The organism is Mesorhizobium sp. WSM3864 (genome assembly GCF_002294955.1).
GTDB lineage: Bacteria > Pseudomonadota > Alphaproteobacteria > Rhizobiales > Rhizobiaceae > Mesorhizobium.
Genome location: NZ_NSGD01000035.1, coordinates 1 through 21,216 on the forward strand (window position 1 = coordinate 1; position 21,216 = coordinate 21,216).

General features: G+C 58.8%; 15 protein-coding genes and 1 pseudogene. 15 read left to right on the forward strand and 1 reads right to left on the reverse strand.

The genetic code is table 11. The features are described 5' to 3' along the window. From CK215_RS29525 to CK215_RS29560, 7 genes are all read left to right on the forward strand, one after another. Positions 1-952, forward strand: a 952-nt coding sequence (locus tag CK215_RS29525) for an acetyl-CoA carboxylase biotin carboxylase subunit family protein (RefSeq protein ID WP_141245583.1), incomplete at its 5' end; no start/stop codon positions are given. Positions 953-2,432: 1,480 nt separating this feature from the next. Further along, the gene (locus tag CK215_RS29535) at positions 2,433-4,022 is read left to right on the forward strand and encodes an ABC transporter substrate-binding protein (protein ID WP_095833020.1); all 1,590 of its coding nucleotides are present in this window, start codon (positions 2,433-2,435) and stop codon (positions 4,020-4,022) included. A gap of 6 nt (positions 4,023-4,028) precedes the next feature. Next, entirely contained in the window at positions 4,029-4,970 is a 942-nt protein-coding gene (locus CK215_RS29540) for an ABC transporter permease (RefSeq protein WP_095833021.1), read from the forward strand. Between the two features lies 1 nt (position 4,971). Continuing rightward, positions 4,972-5,853, forward strand: a complete 882-nt coding sequence (locus CK215_RS29545; protein ID WP_095833022.1) for an ABC transporter permease — start codon at positions 4,972-4,974, stop codon at positions 5,851-5,853. A 7-nt stretch (positions 5,854-5,860) separates the two neighbouring features. Then, the gene (locus tag CK215_RS29550) at positions 5,861-6,862 is read left to right on the forward strand and encodes an ABC transporter ATP-binding protein (protein ID WP_170950439.1); all 1,002 of its coding nucleotides are present in this window, start codon (positions 5,861-5,863) and stop codon (positions 6,860-6,862) included. Next, positions 6,859-7,884: a dipeptide ABC transporter ATP-binding protein gene (locus CK215_RS29555; protein WP_095833024.1), complete on the forward strand. Its 1,026-nt coding sequence runs from the start codon at positions 6,859-6,861 to the stop codon at positions 7,882-7,884. The genes CK215_RS29550 and CK215_RS29555 overlap by 4 nt, the downstream gene beginning before the upstream one ends. Before the next feature lie 99 nt (positions 7,885-7,983). Next, complete coding sequence (locus CK215_RS29560; RefSeq protein ID WP_095833025.1) at positions 7,984-9,384, forward strand: CapA family protein; 1,401 nt, start codon at positions 7,984-7,986, stop codon at positions 9,382-9,384. Between the two features lie 150 nt (positions 9,385-9,534). Here CK215_RS29560 and CK215_RS29565 read toward each other — a convergent pair. Next, a pseudogene (locus tag CK215_RS29565) lies at positions 9,535-10,867 on the reverse strand (IS5 family transposase). A gap of 880 nt (positions 10,868-11,747) precedes the next feature. Between CK215_RS29565 and CK215_RS29575 the strand changes: the two are divergent. The 8 genes from CK215_RS29575 to CK215_RS29610 all read left to right on the forward strand — a co-directional run bounded on the left by CK215_RS29575 (position 11,748) and on the right by CK215_RS29610 (position 21,110). Further along, on the forward strand, positions 11,748-12,743 hold the full coding sequence (locus tag CK215_RS29575; protein WP_095833026.1) for a succinylglutamate desuccinylase/aspartoacylase family protein: 996 nt from the start codon (positions 11,748-11,750) through the stop codon (positions 12,741-12,743). 76 nt (positions 12,744-12,819) lie between these two features. Beyond that, positions 12,820-14,118, forward strand: a complete 1,299-nt coding sequence (locus tag CK215_RS29580; protein WP_095833033.1) for a methylaspartate ammonia-lyase — start codon at positions 12,820-12,822, stop codon at positions 14,116-14,118. Beyond that, positions 14,085-15,236 (forward strand): CaiB/BaiF CoA-transferase family protein, encoded by a 1,152-nt coding sequence (locus CK215_RS29585; RefSeq protein ID WP_095833027.1) that lies wholly within the window; start codon positions 14,085-14,087, stop codon positions 15,234-15,236. Before CK215_RS29580 ends, CK215_RS29585 begins: the two co-directional genes overlap by 34 nt. A gap of 133 nt (positions 15,237-15,369) precedes the next feature. Beyond that, positions 15,370-16,284, forward strand: coding sequence for a CoA ester lyase (locus CK215_RS29590; protein WP_170950438.1), 915 nt, complete (start codon positions 15,370-15,372; stop codon positions 16,282-16,284). 150 nt (positions 16,285-16,434) lie between these two features. Next, positions 16,435-17,361 carry a LysR family transcriptional regulator gene (locus tag CK215_RS29595; RefSeq protein WP_095833028.1) on the forward strand — a complete coding sequence of 309 codons (927 nt, stop codon included), beginning with the start codon at positions 16,435-16,437 and terminating at the stop codon, positions 17,359-17,361. A gap of 197 nt (positions 17,362-17,558) precedes the next feature. Continuing rightward, positions 17,559-18,992 carry an NAD-dependent succinate-semialdehyde dehydrogenase gene (locus tag CK215_RS29600; RefSeq protein WP_095833029.1) on the forward strand — a complete coding sequence of 478 codons (1,434 nt, stop codon included), beginning with the start codon at positions 17,559-17,561 and terminating at the stop codon, positions 18,990-18,992. A 6-nt stretch (positions 18,993-18,998) separates the two neighbouring features. Further along, positions 18,999-20,543, forward strand: a complete 1,545-nt coding sequence (locus CK215_RS29605; RefSeq protein WP_095833030.1) for a fumarate hydratase — start codon at positions 18,999-19,001, stop codon at positions 20,541-20,543. 69 nt (positions 20,544-20,612) lie between these two features. Next, complete coding sequence (locus CK215_RS29610; protein WP_095833031.1) at positions 20,613-21,110, forward strand: Lrp/AsnC family transcriptional regulator; 498 nt, start codon at positions 20,613-20,615, stop codon at positions 21,108-21,110. Positions 21,111-21,216: the final 106 nt, after the last annotated feature.

The window sequence follows — 21,216 nt, forward strand, 5'->3', positions numbered from 1 at the left end:
TTTCGATTTACCGGGACCGAACCCCGCATCGATTGAACGATGCTGCGACAAATTCGTTCAACGTCAGCTCCTCGCGGGAGCCGGCGTCCCAATACCTGCTTATCGCTTGGCAGCGAATGCGACGGAGGTTGAACGCTCTGCCGCGGAGATCGGCCTGCCGGTGATCCTTAAACCAGCCGTCGGCATCGGCAGCAGCGGTGTCCGATTGTGCCGCAACGTCGACGAGTTAGCCGAACATACGACCTATCTGTTGGGCGGGGAGCATATATGGCGGTCCTCACCGCGGGTACTGGTCGAAGAATTCTCACAAGGCCCGCAGTATAACCTCGAAATAATGGGAAATGAGGTGATTGGCATCGCCGCCGCTGACTACGGTCCACCAAATTTCGTCTGTCGTGGGCACGTCTACCCGGCCCCGTTGACTGATAACGAGTATAAACGTATCGCCGATGTTTCGCTGAGCTGTTTGCCAGCTCTCGGCCTTGGCTGGGGGCCAACGAACATTGAACTCCGGTGGACGAAGCTTGGCCCAGTCGTCATTGAAGTCAATCCGCGTCTTGCGGGTTCGCCCGTTGCTGACATGGTTCAGCTGGCTTACGGTATTGATCTCGTCACCGAGCACATCAAGCTTGTCATCGGCGACGAATGGAATTTGCGCAAAAGGCATTCGCACACTGCGGCCGCGAGGTACCTAATTCCCGATTGCGATGGCACCCTCGATTGGATCAATGGCGACAGCGAGGCGGCTGCTATATCAGGTATCGCGGAGGTCAAGCTCTATGTTGAACCCAAGACGCCGATCCGTAGGCACGGCGATTACCGAGATAAGATCGGACATGTCATAGCCGCTTCACCCACCCTTGCTCGGACCGAGGCGATACTTCAGCGTGCCATCGACTCAATCGACTGGTCGATCACCCCATTTTCGACCCTTGGGGAACCGGAACAGTAAGAAGCTCCTTGCCTCCCGGAGTGATAAAAGGGACATAGGAGAGCAGTTCATCGCGAGATCGCATGAGCATGAGCCGGGTAAGTGCGCGTGATCTGGCTCGCAGGTGTTGACTCTCCGACTTGGCGAAGAGCGTCTCGCGCGGGGCGAGTTCCGCGATCCGCCCGGAAGGCATGATCGCAACCCGAACGCCGATATACTCTACGACCCTAAGGTCATGCGAGATGAACACTAAGGCGATGCCCATCTCGTATGGAGATCCATGAGGGGATGCAGAATCCGCGCCTGGACGGACCGGCCCCCGCCGAGCGGGCGAACCGTGCCGGCTTCTTGTGCAAAGCGCTCCTTCGGAGGCCACGCGGGTCGTGCCGTGCACACGCTGATCGGCGACCTCGGCGTCCTGACGCCCCTCGAACCAATCAATTATGAAGGGACGGGTCCATCCTTGCTGAAAGCCGATACCGTCGCAGCGATCCAAGGGAAAGGTGGAGACGGGCAGACGATCGGATTTAAGGGCGGGACATTGGCGCCCTGCCGATTGTTGAACCGTCCAACAGAACTTGGTCATCGTGGGTGCCTCGGGCGGCATCCCCTTCACGGTGCCGCCATCCAAAATGCATGCAGAGAACGGACGTGGCGGCCAAAGGACGGTACAGTAAGGAACCATGGACCGTTTCGGCATTTCCCAGTTTTTGGCACGCACTTGCCAGACATGAAGGCCGGGAGTTTCACATTTGGAGGGGTCCTATCGCGACCAACGCCAAGTTCCTCGAATGCATCCCGCTCTAGCGGACCGACTCTCGACCGGGTCAATATTTCTCGCAAATCGCCCACCGCACGATTCTGATGGTCCTGATCGGGGGTGCCGGGGCTACGCTGCGGATGGAAATACAACAGGCCTAGGGTCACATTCGCCGCTACATTCTCCTGGGATACTCCGATGGAATTGCGCCTCCGCCAATCTGAGTCCATCTCGGAGCTAGATGGCCGCGATACACAGACTGAATTTGACGTAAGCTCTGCCGCACTTGAAAATCGACTAAACGGTCAAATAGCAAAAAAAAGAACGGGAGGATACATGAGCTTTTTTGGTGACTGCTGGCGCTTCATGCAGCGCGACTACCGTTCGCTGTCGCGGTCGGGTGACATTTCGTCGCCGGCCGGGCTTTGTCGCGACTCTCGGACGAGGTGCGGCGCCCGAAAAGGTGCCCATTGAAGCTTATGATAACCCTCCTGCGCAGAGACTAGCGTAAAGGTAGCGGCCGTCATCAACGAGATCACATAGATAGCACATAGATAGGTAGTGCTAGTAAGTGGAATCCAGTCCGTCTACAGGGCCGAACCTGCCGCAAGACCGCAGGAACTGGTCCAAAGTCTGCGCGGCAGCGAGATCCTGGCCGCCGCTGACTGTCCCGGTGCTCATCCAGCAGGGTAGGTCCGTGGATCAACAGCGCCACTAAACCTAAGGAACGGGAATTGAAACATGACAATCTCACGACGCGAAATGATCAAGGCGGGTTTGGCTGCCGCAGCGGCTATATCGATCCCATCAGTCCTGCGAGCACAGGCAGCAGCGCGGACGGTCCGGATGGTGATGGGTGACCTCAGTGTGTTCGACCCGGTCGTTACGACGGCAACCATCACTGCCAACCATGGCCTGGTGGTTTACGATACGCTCTTTGCACTTGATACCAAGTTGACACCACAGCCGCAAATGATTGGGAAATGGGGGGTTTCCGACGACAAGAAGACCTATACGTTCGAGCTCCGCGATGGTCTAGGCTGGCACGACGGCACTCCCGTCACTGCGGCGGATTGCGTGGCCTCGATCCGTCGCTGGGCCCAAGTGGATCCCGGCGGGCAGCTGATCATGGCGCGCGCCAACGACATCTCGAAGAAGGACGACAAGACCTTCACGATCGCGCTCAAGGAGCCGTTGGGGATTCTGACCGATATTCTGGCGAAAGTGGCTCCGCCGTGCCTATACATTATGCGCCAGAAAGACGCGAGCCGGCCTGCGACAGAGCAGGTGACCGCGAGTATCGGATCTGGGCCCTTCAAATTCAACGAGGCTCTTGCCAAGCCGGGCTCGAACTTCACCTACGACCGTAATGAAAAATACGTTCCGCGCAACGAACCGGCCGACGGACTGGCCGGCGGGAAGATCGTCAACGTCGATCGTGTCATCTGGGACAATATTTCCGATCAGCAGACTGCTTTTGCGGCCTTGCAGTCGGGCGAGGTCGATTTCCTCTCAGCGCCGCCTGCCGATCTTTACTCAGCAATTGAGAGCGATGCCAACCTTGCACTGCAGGTTCTGAACAAGTCGGGAAGTGTTTACTTCATGCGCATGAACTGTCTGCAGAAGCCGTTCGACAACGTCAAGGCGCGCCAAGCGATGCTCCACCTGATCGATCAGGAGGCATTTATGCGCATCAGTTTTCCTCCAGAATACATTAGCGCCGTCACTTCGATATTTGGAAACCATACACCTTATTCCAACGACGAAAATACGGGATGGTACAAGAAGGGTGGTGACCCGGAAAAAGCCAAGCAGCTCTTCAAGGAAGCCGGCTACGCCGGGGAGAAGGTCGTCATCCTCCAATCCACGGATTGGCCGGAGGCCAGCAATTGCTCGCAGCTTCTGGCGGCAACACTGCGAAAGATTGGGGTCAATGCCGAGCTTGCCCCTAGCGACTGGGGCGGGCTTGTCGCGCGCCGGGCAAACAACGGTCCCGTTGAGAACGGCGGCTGGAGCATATTCATCACGAACGAGACCGATTATGAACGTAGCGATCCAGTCGGTAACCCTACTCTAAGCGCGAATGGTGAGAAGGGTTGGTTTGGCTGGCCGAAGAGCGATGAATATGAGGCTCTTCGCGCCAAATGGTCGAACGTCGAAACGCTTGAAGAGCGCAAGGCACTGGCGCGCAAGATGCAACAAGAATATTGGAATTTCGCAGGCACCGTTCTGCTGGGTGAAGTTGTCTCGCCGATCGCGCGCCGCAAGGCACTCACCGGTCTGATCGGCATGCCGGCGATCCTCCCGATGTGGAACATGCAGAAGGCTTGAGGCGAAATGGCCGGCTACATCCTTCGCAGATCGATCTCGGCCATTGCCGTCATGGCGATGGTTGGGGTTTTCGTGTTCCTGCTTCTCAGACTGGCACCGGGCGATCCGGCGGCCATGATCGCCGGCAGGCAGGCTACGGCGGAGATGATCGCCGGCATCCGCGAGCAGCTGGGACTGAACGATCCTATGCCGGTTCAGTTCTTGCATTGGGTGCGCGACATGCTGGGCGGTGATTTCGGCACCTCGATCTTTGCTGGACGGCCGGTTCTTGAGCTCATCTCGCAGCGGCTTGAACCGACCCTTTCCCTGTCGATCCTGACGATGATCCTTTCGGTGACGGTCGGGGTCTCTTTCGGCATCCTTGCCGCGTGGCGAAGTGGCGGGCTCATTGACCGCCTCCTCACAGTCTTTTCAGCGTTTGGCTATTCCGTCCCGGTCTTTGTCACCGGTTATTTCCTCATATACTTCTTCGCCATCAGGACACACTGGCTGCCGGTTCAGGGATATGTGCCGATCGATGGGGGGCTCGGCACGTGGTTTGTGCACCTGATTCTTCCCATCGTGGCTTTAGGTCTCGGCTACATTGCATTCATCGCCCGGGTTACCAGGGCGAGCATGCTCGAGGTCTTGTCCGAAGACTATATGCGAACGGCTGCTGCCAAAGGCGCTTCGTCCTATGCCGTGCTTTTCCACCATGCCTTGAAGAATGCCGGCGTCCCGATCCTGACTGTCATCGGCATAAGCTTCGCCTATCTGATCGGCGGAGTCGTCATCACCGAAACGGTGTTCAACATCCCTGGCATCGGTCGTCTGGTCGTCGATGCGATCGACAACCGCGATTATCCCCTTATCCAGAGCGTGCTCATCCTGACTTCGGGTTTGTACGTCCTGATCAATCTCGCGGTCGATCTTGCCTATACGCTGATCGATCCGCGCATCCGGTACTGATATGACGCTCATCTCCGCAACAGTTGAAGCCGTGCCGGTCGGCCGGCTACGACTATCCGATCTTCGCCGTCTGGCAAGGCGGCATCCGCTCGTACTTGCAGGAGGCGGCCTGTTGGCGCTCCTGAGCATTCTGGCGCTCGCTGCCCCACTTTACGCCGGCGATCCTGTGAACATGGATCCGTTCAAGCGCCTTCAGCCACCGACCGCCGAGATGTGGTTCGGGAGCGACAATCTGGGCCGGGACGTGTTTGCGCGAACGATCTTCGGCGCCCGGATCTCCCTCATGGTCGGATTGCTGTCGGCGGCATGCGCGGCTCTCGCCGGGCTCCTGATCGGCATCCTCGCCGGCTACAGCCGCAGCTTCGACAAGGTCGTGATGCGGGTCATGGACGGCCTGATGTCGATCCCGACGATTCTGCTGGCGATTGCGCTCATTTCTCTGACAGGACCGGGAATCGGCATCCTCATCGTCGCGATCGCAATCCCCGAGACGCCAGCCGTCGCGCGGCTGGTTCGTTCGGTGGTTCTGGGTGTTCGTGAGCGTCCCTACGTGGAGGCCGCGCTGTGCGGCGGGGCGCGCCTGCCGAAGGTGCTGTGGCGACACATCCTGCCGAGCACGATCCCCGCGCTGATGGTCCAGGGCGCTACCGTCTGCGCTAGCGCGATCCTGACTGAGGCGGGGCTGAGCTTCCTCGGCGTGGGCGTGCCGCCCGAGATCCCCAGCTGGGGCAACATGATCGCCAGTTCGCGCTTGTACCTCGACATCGCCCCATTGACGATCTTCGCCCCCGGTATCTGCCTTGCCGTCACGGTCCTTGCCGTCAACCTGCTCGGGGACGGTTTGCGCGATATGTTCGATCCCCGCGCCAAGCGGAGGCGCTAACGTGCAGATGCATCAAACCGCAGGGAACGACGTGCTTCTCGACGTTCGCGACCTTGAGACGCACTTTTACGGCGAGGAAAGTGTTACCCGCGCCTTGGGCGGCGTCACCTTCCAGGTCAAAAAAGGCGAGACCCTCGGCGTCGTCGGCGAATCCGGATGCGGGAAGAGCGTCACTGCTCTCTCCATTCTTCGTCTGCTGCCGAAGCTGACTGCCAGGACTGTCGGTGGCGAGATCCGCTTCCACGGACGCGACATCCTTGAGCTGTCCGATCGGGAGATGCGAAAGATCCGCGGTGACCAGATTGCCATGATCTTCCAGGAGCCGATGACGAGCCTGAACCCGGTCTATACGGTCGGCCACCAGATCGCCGAGGTGGTGCAGATCCACACGAAAGCGTCCCACTCGGTGGCGATGGCAAAGGCCGAGGAGATGCTCCGTCTCGTCCGCATCGCGGATCCCGAGCGCCGGGTCAACAACTATCCTCACGAAATGTCGGGCGGCATGCGCCAGCGCGCCATGATAGCCATGGCTCTCGCTTGCTCGCCGGAATTGTTGATCGCCGACGAGCCGACCACTGCGCTCGATGTTACCATCCAGGCACAGATCTTGCGTCTCATCGTGGATCTGAAAGAGCGCACGGGAACGGCAGTCATGTTCATTACGCATGACCTGGGCGTTGTAGCCGAGACATGCCAACGGGTGATCGTGATGTATGCTGGCCGTATCGTAGAGCGGGCAACCGTAATCGATCTCTTCGCACGTCCGGCGCATCCCTACACTCAGGGTCTAATGCGATCGGTGCCTGACCGGCGGCGTGGCCGACAGCGCCGTCTTCCGGAAATCCCCGGCATCGTGCCAAGCCTGCGCGAGCCCATCGTGGGCTGCAGCTTCGCGCCTCGCTGCCCGTTCGCGATCGATATTTGCCGCGAGAAGAGGCCGCCCCTGCGTGATGTCGGTTGGAGCCACGCCGCGGCTTGCTGGCGCGCCGAAGAGGTGATGGGCGCATGAGTGGTCCTTTGCTGAAAGTCGAAAATCTGACCAAGCATTATCCTCTCGGCGCGGGAATCTTCAAGAAAAGCATTCCTATCCGGGCGGTGGAGGATGTATCCTTTTCCGTCGAGGCAGGCGAGACACTCTGTATCGTTGGGGAATCCGGTTGTGGCAAGTCCACCGTCGCGCGGCTCTTGATGCGGCTCGTAGAGCCGACGGGCGGGCGCGTGCTGATAAATGGGACCGATATTGCGGGCCTCAAGAAGGACGGGGTTCGCGCCTGGCGCCGTCGGATGCAGATGGTCTTTCAGGATCCTTACTCGTCGCTAAATCCGCGCCTCAGGGCTGGACAGATCATTACTGAGCCTGTCGAGAACTTTGAGCGCCTCAGCCGGAACCAGCGCCAGGCAGTCGCCGCGGACCTTCTCCGAAAAGTCGGAATGGCGCCTGAGATGATGAACAGGCTCCCTTCCGAATTGTCGGGCGGTCAGCGCCAGCGGCTCGGCATTGCACGGGCGCTGTCGCTCAAGCCCTCACTCATCATCGCCGACGAGGCGGTATCAGCCCTCGACGTCTCAGTGCAGGCGCAAATCTTAAATCTGCTTCTGGATCTACAGCAGCAGATGGGCATCGCCTTCGTCTTCATCTCACATGACCTCGGCGTCGTGGAGCACATCGCCCATCGGGTCGCGGTTATGTATTTGGGGCGGATCGTAGAACTCGCCCCGTGTGAGGCGCTCTTCGCCAAGCCAGGCCATCCCTACACCGAGGCGCTGATCGCGGCCGCTCCGGTGCCGGATCCGACGCGCGTTCGGCTGGAGGCGTCCGTGGAGGGTGAGGTGCCGAGCCCCATCAATCCGCCGACTGGGTGCGCGTTCCACCCGCGCTGCCCGCTCGCCGTGGAGCGGTGCCGCATCGAGGTACCGCCTCCGGTACCGATGGCAGATGGCCGCCTCGTGGCCTGTCATGTGCGCGCTCCGGCTACAGGCATCCCGGGCCAGTCTGCTGCGGCGGCTAATTCTTCGATCAATGCAGTATAGCCGCAGCCTATTCACCTGTTCCAAGATCTCGAGCGCCCATATGAGACGAAAACGCAACATCGTGCCAAGTGCGGCAAGAAGAGAGACGAGGAGAAGTCCATGGACAAACCTTCACACGAGAACGGTTGTCACCCGGCCCCGCAGGGTGCCAGCTATGACAAGGTAGGTTCTCTCACAACGAACGTTGCGGATGGCTTCACGATGGCAGCAGTTGGCGACCTCATCGTATCGCGAGCCCTAACAAAAGGCCACCATCCCGGCCTTGGCGACGTCGTCAATATTCTTCATGACGCCGATGTCACGTTTGGCAACATGGAAACGCTGATCTTCGATATTCGGTCGTTCAAGGGGAGTCCGGAGGCTGAGCACGGCGGCGCGTATCACATCAGCCTACCGGAGCTCGGACCCGATTTGAAGGCGATGGGCTTCAATTTGGTTGGCCGCGCGAACAACCATACCCTTGATTGGGGTGTTGAAGGCATGCGCCAGACGAGCCGGGTGCTCGATGAGAGCGGTATAGTCCACGCAGGTGCGGGCGAAAATCTCGCACAAGCCGGGGCCGCACGGTTTCTGGAAACCACCCGCGGACGCGCTGCATTGTTGTCATTGGCTACATCGTTTGCGCCTATGTCTCGAGCGTGCGATCCCGCCGGCGAGGCTCCCGGCAGACCAGGGCTCAATGCCCTTCGTTTGGCCCAAAGCATCGTCGTACCGCCGGAGATGCTTGAGAGTTTGAGGCGGATACGTGATGCGTTGCCGGACTACAAGGCTGGCAAAACAGATCCGAACCGGGTCATGGTCGGTGGGGCGATATATAAAGCAGGCAACAAGGTCGGCTACAGCTACGAAGCAGACTCGCGCGATGTCGCCAACATTCTACGGAACGTTCGCCGCGGCAAGCAGTTCTCCGACTTCTGCCTCGTTACGAACCACTGTCACAGCCCGGGGAACTGGAGCCAGGAACCGGCTGACTATGAACAAGCGTTTGCGCACCAAATGATCGATGCCGGAGCGGACGCATATGTCGGACACGGACCGCATCTGTTGCGTGGCATTGAGATCTACAAGGGGCGACCCGTCTTTTATAGCTTGGGGAATTTCTTCTACGACGACCTCCGGACCCCTGTGGGAGCCGACATGTTCGAGGCCTACGGCAGGGACCCGCAAGTCGACACGGATGCCGAGGTGACGGTCGACGAGGAGGCAAAAGGATACCCGACGGCAGAGGGTTTTGTGGAAGCGCTCTCCGCCCCAGTCTACTATCAGAGCGTTATCACAGTGAGCCGCTTTGAGCACAACCAGCTTGCCGAATTGCGACTTTATCCGGTCGAGCTCGGTTACTCGAAGAGGTTTGCCAACCGGGGCATCCCGCAGCTGGCCATCGGGTCGCAAGCAAATGCAATTCTGGAGCGTCTTAAGAAGCTCTCGGAGCCGTTCGGAACCCAAATAGCGATCAAGAACGACGTTGGAGTCATTAAGTTAAGTACGAATTCAACGTGATCACTCGGCTGGGGCCGCGGCATCTAGTTTGTCTGTTGTCCATTCCGACAGCTCGGCTCGACTAGATATCTATTTGATACTTGGTCCGGTGGCGAAGTCTTCCCGCTATTTCGGCCGCTCTCTGGAGTCGACCGTGAACAATCTTGACCGTTAAGCGGCAAGCTGCTTCGGCCGGTTCAGGAACGCGGCGATCAAGAGCCACAAAAATTGCTTCAGCCACCTGAGCAGGAGGGAGAAGTTATAGCCGGCTGCGGCCAGGATGGCGTTGATCGCATCGCCTTGGGTGTGAGCGAGGTAATTGCGGCCCATTCTGTGTTCGTTCTTGATGTGGCCGATCACCGGCTCGACGGCCGATCGCCGCCGCATCTGGCGCTTGATGGCTGGGGTGACACGGCGCTTCTGACCAGCGGTGAAGACCCTGAACTTGTGGCTCTCCGGTGCGTTGTGGCCGCGATAGCCGGCGTCGGCGAGAACGCGGCTGATCTCGTTGCCGATGGTCTTTTCCATGTCAGGGATGATTGCTGCGAGCGTGTGGCCGTCATAGGGATTGCCGGGCAGCGCTTTTGCATGCAGGGCGAACTGGCCGCCCTTTGAGCGCTTCAGCGTGGTGGCCACCGACACCTTCACCCCGAACTCGTAGGGCGCATGCGCCTTGCCCTTACCGATGCATTCCACCTCGTGCGCATGCAGGCTGTAGATTTTGCGGCCGCGCTGGCGCTGACGCTGCTCGAGAACGGTAGAGGCCTGGTAGAGCGACCATTTGAAGAGCGCGTCCAGTTCCGCGTCGCCGGCGATCTGGCGGGAGATGTCGCGAACGGTCCGGCCGAGATAGGTCTTGAGCCTGCGCAGCGCCTTGTTGGCCCGCTTGAACTGCTTGGCGTGCGCATAGCGCTGGTGCTTGATCAGCGCCAGCTTGCCGACCCGCACATAGGTCTGGCGCAAATCCAGCCCCGCCCGTTTGGCCAGCCGCACCAGCCGTTCGCGGGCCCGGTGGATGAGCTTGGCGTCGGTCGGGAACATCACGTTCTTCGGCTGCACGGTCGTGTCCACGATCACTTGGCGCGTGTCGGTCGGCTTCATCGCCCCGGTCTTGACCGCAATGCTGAGGCTTTCCTGCAAAAGCGCGACGATCCGCTCCTCGCCCATGCGGCTGCGCCAGCGCGTCATCGACGAGCGGTCGAAGGGCAGGTCGTTCGCCGCACAGATACTGGAAGTAGGGGTTTTCCACCCAGCGCTCGCACAGCACCTCGTCTGACAGGTTGAAGGTGTGTTTGAGGATCGCCAGCCCCGCCATCAGCCGGGTCGGCAGCGGCGGCATGCCGGGACCGTCCGAATAGACCGCACCGAAGCGCTCCTCCAGCACCGGCCAGTCGATCGCCTGCGCCAGGCGCACCAGCTCGTGCTTCATGTTGATGATCTGATCGAGCCTGGAGCGGAAAAGATCCTGCTCTCCCGTCTCGCGCTTCTCGCGTGGCCTGCCCATCGCCTGGCTCCGATTCACTGCGATGAAAGCAGTGAATCACGCTTCGCCAGGCGGCGAAATCGCAAACTGGAATTGCAAGAAAACTATCCACAAACTGGCCGTTACCTGCAATTCGGAAGCCTGAAAAGTAGACTATTCCTATGCGATATCAGCGGCTTCCGTATTCTTCACGGCCGACTCTGGACCGGCTTGGCGTTGAGGACATCCGCGCTTTCCATGTGGATCTGCTTTCGACCGGGATCTCATGGGCTGCGCTGAACCTGACGGTGTACGCACTGCGGTTCTTCTACGGCGTGACGCTCGGCCACCCATGCCGAGATTCCGGAACAGATCGTCTATGCCCGCTCCGCGCCCGCTGCCGGTGGTGCTGTGCGCCGACGAGGGTTGCCCGCTTTCTTTAGGCGGTGCCGAGCCTGAAGACGCGGACGGCCTTGACCACGGTACGCGCGGGCCTTCGCGCTTCGGAGACCGTGGGACTGAAGGTCGGCAACATCGACAGCGAACGCATCCGGGTCGAGCACGGCAAGGGTGGCAAGGACGCACCGTGATGCTGTCGGGCCCATCTTCTGCGCATCCTGCGGATTTCCTGCGGCTGGCGAAGGCGCAGGACTGGCTGTTTCCCGGGCGCGGCGGTCCTGGCGTATAAGCGCGGAAGCCACTTGCCAGCTATTCGTCATCGTTCCGTCTTCCTTGCGAGGTCGAGCAGCGGTTGTTCCACCAAACCAGACGGCCATCTAAAAATGCGATGGCACCGGCCGGGACATTATATTGGCGCATTGAACACCACGTAGCGCAAACTTCCAGAGCAGGAGAACGCACACGCGCAAGAGCTATCGTAAACCCGGCGACAGATCGCCGAATACTCGAAGCAGGTTGAACAATGAGCGAAGCATCACATTTCACGTTTGATCTTGATACGCCTGGCGTGAGCAGCGGGCATCTTGTTGTCCCAGGAGGTGCCGATTGCGGAGAGCTTTCGCTCCCGGTCTTCAGTCTCAATCAAGGAGAGGGACCGCGCCTTCTTGTCACCAGCGGAAATCATGGCAATGAAATGGAGGGGCCAATTGTCGCGCGGCGGCTTGTTAAGTGGCTGCCTGAAGCGCAAACCTGTGGGCGAGTCATCGTCCTGCCGGTGCTTAATCCATTGGCCGTGGAGGCATGGAGCCGCAATACTCCCCTAGACGGGTTAAACCTCAATCGCATTTTTCCGGGCCGCTCCGACGGGTCAGTGACTGAACGAATCGCGGATGCAGTTTCGCGGGTATTGTTGCCAATGGCCGACACCGTGTTTGATCTGCACAGCTTCGGACCAACCTGGGATTTCCCACCGGCGGCCACGACGCACCCCATTGCCGATCCCGATCTCATGGCGAGGACAGTGAGAATGGCCGAAGCGTTCAAATTGCCATTGACATTGGTCTGGCAGCACAACGACACGGCTGGAATGTTTGATATCACCGCCCAAAACCAGGGGAAGGTATTTGTTTGCACTGAATTCGGCGGCGGCACGGTCGGCGCGGACAATCTCGCGATCTACGAGGCTGGAGTGCGCAACGCGCTCATCGCGCTCGGGCTGATTGAGGGAAAGGCCGAGTATCCGACTTTCCGTCAACAGAAGTCCGGACAAACGCTTGAAACGGGCCCGCCCGATGAGTTGAAATCGCCTGCGGCGGGCATCTTCGAACCTCGCTGCTCGGTGCTGGATGAAGTGAAGCAGGGAGACCTAGTAGGTATCCTGCATCCGATGGATTCGCTGTCCGCTGAGTCCATTGATATCCGCGCGCCTGGTACATCCACCGTCTTGGCCATAAGCTCGGGGGTGCATGTCGAAGCCAACAAAGCAGTAGCGATCGTTGCGCGGCCGCTCAAGACCTAAGAGGCGGGTGGCAGCTAGCGCCTCGCGTCAGTAGCGGAAAGAATTTAATCCCGTCAGGATGAATCGAGTGACCGATTTGCAGATCAAAGACGTCGTCCTTGCGCCTGGCAACGGCGCATTCTTCTATGACGATCAAGCTGCCATTGGCTCGGGCGCAGCCCAGGAAGGCTTCATCTATGTCGGCGAACCGACAACGCCTGGATTCACTTCGATCCGCATTCCAGCATCTTCGCTCAGCATCGGGCTGATCCTCACCGACGAAACCGTTGTTTGGGGCGACATGATGAACGTGCAGTACTCTGGTGCTGGCGGACGCGATCCTGTGTTTGAAACCGCTCAAATCTCGGATTTGACGTCGCGCGTTGTGGTGCCCCGGCTTCTTGAGGCCGATGCTTCTCGTTACCTTGATGCATGTGCGACGGTTCTCGAGCCTTGCGAACATAAGCGGCTACCTCTCGCTATTGAGTATGGCGTGAGCCAGGCGCTCCTTCGCGCAGCGGCTCATCTTCAACGTACGACGATGGCGGAGATCATATGCAGTGAATTTGATCTACCGCTGCCAACGCGCAGGGTCCCGATTTACTGCCAAAGCGGCGATGCCCGCGAAATCAATGTCGACAAGATGATCCTGAAGTCGGTGGATGTGCTTCCCCATGGCCTGATCAATTCACGGCAGAAATTTGGCCAAGGCGGCCAGACGTTCCTTGACTTTGTCAAGTGGGTTGCAACGCGCACGCGCCAACTCGGCCGCCCGGGGTATCAGCCGGTTCTTCATTTCGATGTGTACGGCTGGATCGGCCAGGAAATCGGCCTGGAGTCGCAAAGCATTGCCGATTTTATCTGCAAGGTTGCCGATACCGTTCCGGGTTTTACGATCAACATCGAGGCCCCCGCGGACTTTGGTTCTACACGAGCTCAAATTGAGAACTACGCCAAGATCGTATCGATCTTGGACAACCGGGGTTCCAGCGCACGCATTGTGGTGGATGAGAGATGCAATACGCTTGAGGATGTTCGGCTCTTTGCAGAAGCCAAAGCGACGCATCTGGTCCAGATCAAGACACCCGATGTCGGCTCAATTGCCGATACGGCGCGCGCCGTTCTCATCTGTAAGGAGAATGGGGTAGGGGCATATGTTGGAGGAAGCTGTACCGAGACAGATCTCTCCGCCCAGGCTTCTGTCCACGTATCGGTTGCAATCCAAGCCGACATGATGCTTGCGAAGCCCGGAATGGGTGTCGACGAGGCATATTCCATCGTCGGTAACGAGCAGAACCGATTGCTCGTGATGCTGAATCGTCGTCGGACTCAGATCGAATCGGATGAAAAGCGCGGTGTCGCATGCAGAACTCTCTTGAGGGGATCACCGTCGTAGCGGTGGAGCAGGCCGTGGCCGCGCCTTATGCGTCGTCTAGGCTCGCGGATGCCGGTGCCCGGGTGATCAAGATCGAACGGCCCGAAGGGGACTTTGCCCGAAGCTACGACAAGTTGGTCCGAGGGCAGAGTGCTTACTTCGTCTGGCTTAATAGGGGTAAGGAATCGGTGTGTTTGGACCTGAGGTTGGAGGCGGACCGCGAGGTCCTCGACGCGCTCATTGCCGCTGCCGACGTCTTTATCCAGAATCTGAAGCCGGGCAGCATCGAAAAACTAGGTTTCGGGTCTGCTGACCTGCGTCGCCGATTTCCGCGCCTGATAACCTGTGACATCTCGGGTTTCGGTGACAAAGGGCCTTATTCACATTTGAAGGCCTATGATCTCATCGTCCAGGCCGAAACAGGTCTTTGTGCGATCACCGGCAACCAACAAGGGCCCGCACGTATCGGGGTCTCGGTCTGTGACATCTCAGCGGGCATGACAGCGCACAGCGCCATTCTTCAGGCGATGTATCACCGCGAGGTCACCGGCGAAGGGACCAGCATTCAGGTGTCACTGTTCGATGCTGTCGCTGACTGGATGAATGTTCCGGTTCTGCAAAACGACTATAGCGACTACCACACCGAACGCGCCGGTGTGAAACACCCGTCTCTGGCGCCGTATGGGGCCTATCGTTGTGCCGATGGTAAGGACGTCATCTTTTCGGTTCAGAATGACCGCGAATGGGTGAGTTTTTGCGAAAAGTTTCTCAAGCAGCCGGAACTTACACGCGCGCTTGGTTTTGCCGATAATATGGAGCGCCTCGGTCACCGTGCGCAACTTGATAAGATCATTGAACGGCGGTTCTCTGAACTATCCTGCCAGGTAGCAATGCAGGAGCTTGAGGCGGCCGGACTGGCATATGGCCGACTGAGCGAAGTGGCGGATGTTTCAAAACATCCACATGTCCGCAGAGTTGAGATTGGCACGCCTGGAGGAAGCGTCGAGACGATCGCGCCGGCGGCAATTTTCAATTATGAGCAGCCCTCGCTCCGCCCAGTTCCGGCCCTTGGCGCTCATACTGACGCTGTTCGCGACGAGGTTCTGGGGCTTTTGCGCGACAGAGCCGCGTCAGCGTGAGCGCGCGTCTGAGTTTGGGGAGTGCACTCGCGGTTTTCGAAAAGCCTGTGTACCTCCGATCATGTCAGCGCGTTGGGCATCCAGCAAGCCCACTGCCGTCACGCTCGCTAAGATTGATTGCAGAGATGAGTCGATGATCGCGGACACCTCTCCGTCAGTTGAAACCCCGATGTCTGTAACGCGTTGGAGATCCCTCCTCTTCGTACCCACTCACGTACCGCGCTTTGTGGAGACGGCCCATGAGCGGGGTGCGGATGGCGTCATACTCGACCTCGAAGATTCCGTTCCCCAGGATCAGAAGGGAGAAGCACGGCGGCACCTTCCTGAATGCGTGGCCAAGGTGTGCCGGAAAGGCGCATCTGTTCTGGTCCGGGTTAATCATGGTTTGCGCGCTTTGGCGGCCGATCTTGAGGCAGCAGTGATAGCGGGGGTTGACGCGCTTGTACTTTCCAAGACGGATTCGGCAGAGTGGGTACTAGAGATCGCCAATGCAGTTTCAGAACTTGAACGGGAAAAAAGTCTTCCGCTGGGACGCATCCGGTTCCTTGCCCAGATCGAGACCCCAGGCGCCTTGCAAAGGCTCGAGGCCATTGCGTTGGCGCATCCCAGGATGGTCGCAATGGCGCTGGGTCCCGAAGACTTCAGTGCCGCTGTCGGCGGGTCCCCTGAGTTCGACCTTCTGTTGGCGCCGAACCTTTCTGTTTTGTTTGCCGCCCGCGCGGCAGGCTTGCTCCCACTGGGCTTCGTAGGGAGCATCGGCGAGTTCTCCGATAGCGATAAGCTTCGTGAAGCCGCGACGCGTGCGCGGCGGCTTGGCTTTGTCGGAGCCTTGGCGATCCATCCGACACAAGTGGCCATATTCAATGAGGCATTCTCGCCAAGCGCACAAGAACTCGAGTGGGCCCATCGTGTGGTCGCGGCGCAATCCGATTTCTCGGCCCGGGGCAGAGGTGCTTTCGCCGTGGACGGAAAGATGGTCGATGCACCGGTCATTCAAAGGGCCCGTGAAATCATCGCGCTGGGCCCGAAAGCCGAGCTGGACGTTTGAGACGTTCGGATGAGAAAGGGCGAGACTTCACAAACGCCTCCCAGTTGGCCTCGCCCGACGGTCTCTGCGCTGTGGCATAATTATTGCTGTCGCGCCATCGCATTTCGAGATAGATTGCATAAATTGGAGTTGGCCCTCGGAAGAGTACCCGTGGAAATCAGGCAGCTAAGATATTTCGTTGGCGTGGTTGAAGCAGGCAGCTTCACGAAGGCCGCTGCTTTCCTTAATATCGCTCAGAGCGCGCTGAGCCTTCACGTGCGTCAACTGGAGGAAGGCTTCGGCACGCAGCTGCTAATACGCGATAGGACAGGCGTGAGTGTCACGGCGTCGGGAGCCAAACTCCTCGATCGGGCGCGGGCGATTCTCAGTGAAATTCGACTTACCGAGGTGGAATTGACCAACTCAGCTGGTTCCCCAGCGGGGGAGGTGACTATTGGCATTCCGTCTGGAGCTGCTCGAGTCCTAAGCGGCCCGCTGCTTGAGTCGGTAAGAAACGAACTGCCCAAAGTTTCCCTTAAGATGGTCGAGGGCATGACTGGACCGCTAGAGGAGTGGATGGCTGCTGGACGCTTCAATCTGGCAGTTCTCTACCGCACCGCGGACAGCGTGGGGCGAATGACAGTCTTGGCCCGCGAAAACCTTTGTCTGGTGGTCCCATCCGGCGAGCCGCCTTTCGAACATGCGATATCTCTGGCTGACCTACATGCATTCCCGCTGGCCGTTCCCATGCGCAATAACAACGTCAGACGTTCGGTGGCTGACGTCGTGGCACAACATGGTTGCGCGTTGGATGTCAGGATTGAAGTGGACTCGCTTTCGACAATCATCAACATGGTTATAGAGGGAAAAGCTTATTCTATTCTCGCCCCGTCAGCGGTCCAGAAAGAAGCTTCTCAGGGGCTGATCCGAACCGTCAAAATCGTAGATCCAGTGATTACCCGCTCCGTCGTACTTGCTGTAAATCCGAAAGATGAGCGTTCCGCGGCCGTCTCCGCGGTTCGCAAGCTCATCCCCAAGGTCACCAGAGAATTAATTGAGAGCCGGGGCTGGGCAGCCGCGGCTCCTGACGCGGCCTGATAACCCTTCGACTTCAAGCAATGCCATAACCCTGTTGCGGCCATCAGGATCAGATCGATCTGGATTCCAGATGGATTTCGGCAACATTCGATATTTGACCTTCCGCGACACTCGCGCTGAAACTGGCTCAGGCGGAGTTGCCCGTTTCAATTCGAAAGGCACTCGCATGGCTGGAATTCACACAAGTGGAGCACTCGATGTCCGACGCCAGGAGCCACGAGCTCTTCATCAATGGCAAATGGCGGGCCGGTGGTAGCAGAGCCACATTGCCGGTGACTAATCCGGCAATGGAGAAGGTATTTGCCTCCGTGGCCTCGGCGACAGTGTCTGATCTGGATGAAGCCCTGGCTTCGGCAGAACACGCCCGCAAGGCTTGGTCTTCACTGCCTGCAAAAGAACGTGGCGAGATTCTGGTAGCAGCCGCAAGAATCTTGGCATCGAAGATTGAATCAGCAGCCAGTGACCTGTCGGCCGAACAAGGAAAGACGGTTGCCGAAGCGACAGGTGAGTACACGCGTGCCGTCGAAACGCTGGAATGGAACGGCAGGCATGCCGAAAAGCTGTCGACCCCGATTCCAATAGGCCCGAACCGGATGATCGCCCCGGAGCCGCTCGGCGTCGTTGCTGCCTTTACGCCGTGGAACTATCCAGCCGTTCTCATCGCCCGCAAGCTCGCCCCCGCTCTGGCGGCAGGCTGCCCGGTGATCCTCAAAGGGGCTGAAGAGACACCGAGCGCGGCTGTCCACATCGTGGAATCGTTGCGCCAAGCTGGTATCCCCGATGGCGTGGTCAATCTTGTCTTCGGTGTGCCGGTGCATATATCGCGGCATCTGCTCAGCTCGCCAATCGTGAAGGTCTTGACTTTCACGGGTTCAACCGCGGTTGGAAAACAGCTGGCCACGCTCGCCGCGAATAACTTGCAGCGTTGCATCCTTGAACTTGGTGGACACTCGCCGGTGGTTGTGTGCGAGGATGCCGACCTCGCAAAAGCCATACCGGCAATTTCGGAATACAAGTTCGAGTGCGCGGGGCAAAGCTGCAATGCGCCGAGCAGGATTCTTGTCGCTCGGTCTCTCTATGAGCAATTCTTGTCCCGGATGACGAATGCGGCTCGCAAGATCAAGATCGGGCCACCAGACGATCCTGCAACGGACATGGGTCCGATGGCGAACGCGCGGCGCATCGAGGCTATGCAGCGCCTGACCAAAGACGCCGTCGAACGCGGCGCTCGCATCGAGACCGGTGGCGCCCGTCTTGAGCGACCAGGCTTCTACTGGCCGCCAACTATCCTGACGGACGTACCGAAGGAAGCAAGAGTGCTTCATGAAGAGCCGTTCGGGCCGATCCTCACGATTGCGCCGTTCGACACGCTCGATGAGGCGATCCAGGAAGCCAACGCCACTGAGTATGGCTTGGCCGCCTACTTCTTCACGGACGCTGCCGATGCGCAGCGAAAGCTGACCAACAGTCTTTCGGCAGGCGCTGTCAGTGTGAATTACCTGAAAGGGGTTTCCGCGGACGCGCCGTATGGGGGCATCAAGCAGAGCGGCTACGGTTATGAAGGCGGCGAGCAGGGGGTGCGAAGCTTCCAAATTCTAAAAATGGTGAATGGCCTCGGTTCGTTTGGATAAACTTTCGTGGGTAAAAGAACACTAACCATTATCGGCAAGGACATCACCAGGAGCGTGGCCGACGCCCTTCAGTACATCTCGTACTATCATCCTCCAGATTTTATCCACTCTCTTTCGCAGGCATACGCGCGCGAACAGAGTCCAGCGGCAAAGAACGCAATAGGGCAGATTCTGCTGAACTCCCGCATGGCGGCCTTCGGGCGGCGGCCGATCTGTCAGGACACCGGCCTTGTGGTGGTCTTCGCAAAAGTCGGTATGAACGCCCGGATCAAATCAATGGCCAGTTTCGCAGACCTGGTGAACGAGGGCGTCCGTCAGGCCTATCTCGACCCGGACAACCCCCTTCGGGCATCGATCGTTGCCGATCCGCTCGCCGGACGGGTCAATACTTGTGACAACACCCCGGCGGTCGTCCATGTTGACCTTGTGCAAGGTAACCAGATTGAGATCACCATTGCCGCAAAAGGCGGTGGGTCAGAGAACAAGGCACGCTTTACCACTTTGAACCCCAGCGGGTCCATTTCCGACTGGGTGGTTGACACAGTCTCGACGCTTGGCAGTGGGTGGTGTCCGCCCGGCATGATCTCCGTTGGCATCGGTGGTAGCGCTGAAAAGGCGATGCTGCTGGCCAAGGAGGCCATGAACCAGCCCATTGATATGGCGGAATTGATCGCCAAGGGGGCGGCGAGCGCGGAGGAGGCACTGCGGATTGAACTTTATGAACGGATTAACGCGCTGGGCATCGGCGCCCAAGGCCTTGGTGGCCTGACGACAGTCGTCGATGTCAAGGTTGCGACTTATCCTACCCATGCGGCGTCCAAGCCCGTTGCAATGATCCCGCAATGCGCGGCCAACCGGCACCTGAAGTTTACCTTGGACGGCTCCGGACCAATCAGTCTGGAGCCGCCCGACTTGCGCGAATGGCCCGACATCGGAACCGACGAATTGAGACCAGCCGGCGTACGAAGAGTCAGCCTCAGCGCGTTGACCAAAGAAGAGACGGCATCGTGGCGCTGTGGTGAAACGCTCCTTCTGTCCGGAAAGATGCTGACAGGCCGTGACGCCGCCCACAAGCGAATGGTCGAGTTGATCGATGCCGGCAAGCCGCTTCCGTTCGATCTGGAGGGACGCGTTATCTACTACGTTGGACCAGTCCGCGCGGTAAGAGATGAGGTCGTCGGGCCGGCTGGCCCAACAACCTCGAGCCGCTTGGACGACTTTACGGACAAGGTGCTCGCGAAAACCGGGCTTTTCGCGATGGTGGGCAAAGCGGAAAGAGGACGGGCAGCCGTCGAGTCGATCGTAAGACACAAAACGCCGTATCTCATCGCAGTGGGAGGGGCTGCCTACCTGATTTCAAAATCAATCAAGTCAGCGCGGCTCGTTGCCTTTCAGGATCTCGGCATGGAAGCAGTCTATGAATTCGAGGTCCAGGATATGCCTGTCATCATGGCTATCGATGTTGAGGGAAACTCGATTCACAGTTCCGGGCCTCTTGAGTGGCGCAAGCGCATGGCGGCCGACAGCATCGCACGCAACATCGGCGTTTGATGCTTCCTGGCCCAGGCTCGGTTGGTTGGCACTAATTCCATTGTCGACAACGGCTAAGAGCAGAAGGTCATGAAGTCGAACCGCAATCCTGCGCGCCTGGACGCTTGGGACTACCGCATTCTCTCAGAGATTCAGTCGGACGCTCGGATTTCAAAAAGCGAGCTTGCGAAGCGCGTTCATCTTTCGGCGTCGGCCTGCTCGGAGCGGCTCCGTACACTCGAAGCCGCAGGGATTATTGAGGGGTTTTACGCGCGGCTGAGTCCGGCCCTCATCGGTGGCATGGTCTTTGTCATGGTGGAGGTCGTGCTGGATCGTCATCGCCTCGAGGACCAACGACATTTCGAGACTGCGATCCAAGAATTTCCGGAAATCCTGGATTGCTGGGCCATCGGGGGGCGGATCGATTATCTGATGCGCGTCGCGACCCATTCAATGGCTACCTATCAGGATTTCATGGAGGGACTGCTGCAGGCGGGCTTGGGGATCGATCAATATTACAGTCTTGTCGTGACCAAACCGATCAAGTCGAATTCACCAATCCCTTTGTCGGCGCTAAGGCGACGGTAAACGCCGAGGGCGTGGTTTCCGCGGCTTTTCGATATCCTCCTCATCGCCGACGAAGTGGTCTGCGGGTTTGGACGAACCGGTGAGAAATTCGGTTCCCACCTCTATG

What these genes read in the sequence shown, in the direction of transcription:
- CK215_RS29535 (WP_095833020.1), top strand. Translation starts at nt 2,433, where the DNA reads ATGACAATCTCACGACGCGAAATGATCAAGGCGGGTTTGGCTGCCGCA.
- CK215_RS29540 (WP_095833021.1), top strand. Translation starts at nt 4,029, where the DNA reads ATGGCCGGCTACATCCTTCGCAGATCGATCTCGGCCATTGCCGTCATG.
- CK215_RS29545 (WP_095833022.1), top strand. Translation starts at nt 4,972, where the DNA reads ATGACGCTCATCTCCGCAACAGTTGAAGCCGTGCCGGTCGGCCGGCTA.
- CK215_RS29550 (WP_170950439.1), top strand. Translation starts at nt 5,861, where the DNA reads ATGCATCAAACCGCAGGGAACGACGTGCTTCTCGACGTTCGCGACCTT.
- CK215_RS29555 (WP_095833024.1), top strand. Translation starts at nt 6,859, where the DNA reads ATGAGTGGTCCTTTGCTGAAAGTCGAAAATCTGACCAAGCATTATCCT.
- CK215_RS29560 (WP_095833025.1), top strand. Translation starts at nt 7,984, where the DNA reads ATGGACAAACCTTCACACGAGAACGGTTGTCACCCGGCCCCGCAGGGT.
- CK215_RS29575 (WP_095833026.1), top strand. Translation starts at nt 11,748, where the DNA reads ATGAGCGAAGCATCACATTTCACGTTTGATCTTGATACGCCTGGCGTG.
- CK215_RS29585 (WP_095833027.1), top strand. Translation starts at nt 14,085, where the DNA reads ATGCAGAACTCTCTTGAGGGGATCACCGTCGTAGCGGTGGAGCAGGCC.
- CK215_RS29590 (WP_170950438.1), top strand. Translation starts at nt 15,370, where the DNA reads ATGATCGCGGACACCTCTCCGTCAGTTGAAACCCCGATGTCTGTAACG.
- CK215_RS29600 (WP_095833029.1), top strand. Translation starts at nt 17,559, where the DNA reads ATGTCCGACGCCAGGAGCCACGAGCTCTTCATCAATGGCAAATGGCGG.
- CK215_RS29610 (WP_095833031.1), top strand. Translation starts at nt 20,613, where the DNA reads ATGAAGTCGAACCGCAATCCTGCGCGCCTGGACGCTTGGGACTACCGC.